Genomic DNA, 4,131 nt, shown 5'->3' on the forward strand with positions numbered 1-4,131 from the left:
AAGGGCTGGCTAAGCTCACGCTAATTCTGTAGTGCTGCCTTATTAGGCGTTTTTGGGTTTTAGTATTTCCAAGAATTGAGATAAGGCAAAATCACGCGCTTGTTCACGTATGATTTGACGATCACCCTTGAAGTGTTTAGTCAGTGTGGCGGTATTGATGACGTCATTTCCAATGCTCTCTTTAATTGCCCAGCCAAAGCACACGGTACCAACTGGTTTTTCTGGTGAGCCACCTGTTGGTCCAGCAATGCCAGTAATAGAGATAGCGGCATTGACATGTGCATTGTGTAGAGCTCCCTCAGCCATCGCTTTAGCAACTTGCTCGCTGACCGCGCCAAAGGATTCAATCGTTTCTATTGGAACGTCTAAGCATTCAGATTTTGCGGCATTGCTATAGGTGATGTAGCCTCGCTCAAGCCAATCGCTGGAACCGGCTAAATCCGTTAGGGTAGCGCAGACCAGGCCACCGGTGCAGGATTCAGCTAAGGCAATTTTCCAACCTCGGCTTATTAAGGTAAGCGCAACAGCTCTCGCTAGTTCATGCTGGGGATCGTTATTATTTTTCATAAGATATAGCTCAATCCAATATGTAAGAGCGTGATGGTGAGTAAGGTGAAAAATGCTGCAGCTAAATCGTCAGCAATGATTCCAAAACCACGCCAAAGCTTTAAACCAAAACTGGAAGGGGCGGAATTATCGCCATCCTCTAATTGTTTGAAGTGACGATCAATCATTCCAATCGGACCTGGCTTGACGGCATCAAAAAATCGGAAAAGTGCAAATGCCACAACTTGCACCCATAGGCTTGCCGGCATGATGAAAATCAATACTAGCCAGAAGGCAACAACTTCATCCCAGACAATTCCACCAAAATCTTTTTTACCCAACTCTTCGCTAACTTGTCCGCAGATCCAGCAACCCAGAGCAATTCCTATGCCAATGGTCCACAGCCAGGCTTCGGTAGATAGAAAATACTCACCCACTAAGAATGCGGCCCAGGCCCACAGGGTTCCTGCGGTACCGGGTGCAAAAGGCGCTAAACCGCTGCCCATGCCAAATGCCAGGGCGCGGCTGGGTTTGCTAAACACCCACTTAAAGCTGGGAATGAATGTGGATGCGCTGGGTGTATTGGCTTGGATATTCATGCAAAGTGATCAAAGGACTCCATGAGTAAATTGGCTTCTTGAGTATCCAACTCTTTTCCATGGTTATCGATGATGCGTATCTCAGGTATTGGGTGTTGCATGGATTTGATGCTGCCAATTTGTGTGAGTGGAAGATTGAGGGCGGCACTGATTTGGGTAATGACATCCCGTTTGCTAATTGGGGCGGTGAAGCACAGCTCGTAATCATCCCCTCCATTTGCAGCACATTGGTTTTGGATGGCATGTGATTGCTTGAGAAGCGTGCTGGATATTGGAATCCGGTCTAAAAAGATTTCGGCACTTTTTCCGGACTCCTCCAGGATGTGTTTGAGATCGCCCAATAGGCCATCAGAGACATCTAAAGCAGAATTGGCTAAACCTCTTAAGGCGATGCCTAAATCCAGTCTAGGAGTTGGGCGATGCATGTGCGCTTCAATTTTCTCCAAATCTTCTTTTGCTAATTCAATTTCATGACGCAGTGCAGCAAGAGTAAGTCGGGCATCACCTACAGCTCCTGAAACCCAAATGTCATCGCTTTCTAATGCCCCTGATCTACAAATGGCTTTGCCTTTTGGGACGCTGCCAAAGGCGGTGATGCAAATATTGAGTGGACCAGCAGTGGTGTCACCACCAATCAATGGACAGTTATATTGATTTGCAATAGCAAATAAGCCCTTGCTAAAGGCTTCTAGCCAGGCTGAATCAGGCCCTGGTAAGGCTAGTGCCAAAGTGAAGCCCAAAGGCTTGGCGCCCATGGCTGCTAGGTCTGAGAGGTTGACGGCTAGGGCTTTCCAGCCTAGCCACTCTGGATTGGCGTCAGGGAAAAAGTGTCGTCCTGAGACCAGCATGTCGCTGGTGATAGCAATTTCTTCAGTAGGGTCGATTTTGAGTAGCGCACAGTCATCACCAATTCCCAATTTCACCGAGCCGGGATTGTTCGCAAGCATGAGTTCTGACTGCGTTTTAAAGAAACGCCGAATCAGGTCAAATTCGCCAAGTCGAGAGATTTGAGATTGCATGCCCCATTTTATGGCTCTTGGGACTCTTTCATCTGAGAGGAATAGAATTAGAAGCTTGAATACGTCTGATAGATGAGTGAACTGATGAGCAAACCAAGCAATAGCAGCAAAGAACAACAAATAGCGGATTTAAGAGCGGCCGCCCTCCACTATCACGAGTTTCCTGTTCCCGGAAAAATCGAAATTGCTCCAACTAAGCAGTTAACTAATCAGCGAGACTTAGCACTTGCCTACACCCCTGGTGTTGCAGCAGCCTGCGAAGAAATTGCTAAGGATCCTGCCAATGCATTTCGTTACACAGCACGCGGAAATTTAGTCGGCGTAATTACGAACGGTACCGCAGTATTAGGTTTGGGAAATATTGGACCATTGGCAAGTAAGCCAGTGATGGAAGGTAAAGCAGTTCTCTTTAAGAAATTTGCTGGCATTGATGTTTTCGATATCGAGGTTAATGAAAACGATCCAGATAAATTAGTTGAGATCATTGCTGCACTTGAGCCTACTTTTGGCGGCATCAATTTAGAGGACATCAAAGCACCAGATTGTTTTGTAGTTGAGCGCAAACTACAGGCTCGTATGAAGATCCCAGTTTTTCATGATGATCAACACGGAACTGCGATTGTGGTTGCTGCCGCAATTCTGAATGGCTTGAAAGTAGTTGGTAAAGATGTCGCTAGCGTGAAGCTAGTTACCTCAGGTGCTGGTGCTGCTGCATTAGCTTGCTTGGATTTGCTGGTTGACCTTGGCATTCCTCGTAAAAATATTTGGGTTACTGATTTGGCTGGTGTTGCTTATAAGGGTCGCAAAGAACTCATGGATCCGGAGAAAGAGCCATTCTGTCAAGAGACGGATTTGCGCTCTTTAGATCAAGTGATTGAAGGCGCTGATATTTTCTTAGGTCTTTCTGCTGGTGGTGTATTAAAGCAAGACATGGTTAAAAAGATGGCTAATAAGCCATTGATTTATGCCTTAGCAAATCCAACGCCTGAGATTCTTCCTGAAGAAGTAAAAGAAGTTCGTCCTGATGCAGTGATGGCAACTGGCCGTACTGATTATCCGAACCAAGTGAATAACGTATTGTGCTTTCCATTTATCTTCCGCGGTGCACTGGATGTTGGTGCTACCACCATCACTCGTGGCATGGAAGTCGCAGCAGTTAAGGCTGTGGCAGAGTTAGCGCAAGCGGAGCAAAGCGAAGTAGTGACCTCTGTGTATGGTATTGAGAACTTGTCTTTTGGCCCAGAATATTTGATTCCAAAGCCATTTGACCCACGTTTGATAACAGTCATTGCACCTGCGGTTGCTAAGGCGGCGATGGATGATGGCGTTGCTCAACGTCCGATTAAAGACTTTGACGCTTATCGTAATCAGTTGCAACAATTTGTGTACCACTCTGGTACTTTGATGAAGCCGCTATTTAGTATTGCTAAAGGTGTTCCTGCCGCACAAAAACGTATCGTGTTTGCTGAGGGTGAAGATGAGCGTGTATTGCGTGCAGTACAAATCATCATTGATGAGCATTTAGCGACGCCAATTTTGATCGGACGCCCCGCAGTAATTGAGCACCGCATTGGTAAATTTGGGTTGCGTATTAAAGCTGGTGAAGATTTTGAGATCGTCAATCCTGAGAACGATCCACGCTATCGTGATTTTTGGCAAACCTATTTAGGTTTAACGGAGCGCAAAGGCGTTACTGAATCTTTCGCTAAGTTAGAAATGCGTCGTCGCAACAGCCTAATTGGCTCGGTCATGATTACCAAAGGTATGGCCGATGGCATGATTTGTGGAACTGTTGGTAATTTAGCTACGCATTTGAAGTATGTAGATGAAGTAGTGGGTCATGAAGTGGGTGCGAATGTTTATGGCGCCATGTCTGGATTGATTTTGCCGGGACGCCAAGTATTTTTGGTTGATACCCATGTCAACATCGATCCAAGTGCAGAGCAGTTGGCTGAATTGACCTTGAT

Annotated in this window: 4 protein-coding genes; 1 reads left to right on the forward strand and 3 read right to left on the reverse strand. The window is 46.2% G+C overall.

From position 1 onward, the window contains the following. Positions 1 to 42 precede the first annotated feature (42 nt). The 3 genes from B7X71_RS12825 to thiL are packed head-to-tail and all read right to left on the reverse strand — an operon-like array spanning position 43 to position 2,164. Entirely contained in the window at positions 43 to 567 is a 525-nt protein-coding gene (locus B7X71_RS12825) for a CinA family protein (RefSeq protein WP_293600935.1), read from the reverse strand. Further along, positions 564 to 1,145: a phosphatidylglycerophosphatase A gene (locus B7X71_RS12830; RefSeq protein WP_293599041.1), complete on the reverse strand. Its 582-nt coding sequence runs from the start codon at positions 1,143 to 1,145 to the stop codon at positions 564 to 566. The genes B7X71_RS12825 and B7X71_RS12830 overlap by 4 nt, the downstream gene beginning before the upstream one ends. Further along, complete coding sequence (gene thiL, locus B7X71_RS12835) at positions 1,142 to 2,164, reverse strand: thiamine-phosphate kinase (RefSeq protein ID WP_293599042.1); 1,023 nt, start codon at positions 2,162 to 2,164, stop codon at positions 1,142 to 1,144. Before thiL ends, B7X71_RS12830 begins: the two co-directional genes overlap by 4 nt. An 84-nt stretch (positions 2,165 to 2,248) precedes the next feature. Between thiL and B7X71_RS12840 the strand changes: the two genes are divergently transcribed. Beyond that, positions 2,249 to 4,131: NADP-dependent malic enzyme (locus tag B7X71_RS12840; protein WP_293600936.1), on the forward strand; the 1,883-nt coding region annotated here is incomplete at its 3' end.

It is taken from the genome of Polynucleobacter sp. 39-46-10 (genome assembly GCF_002282275.1).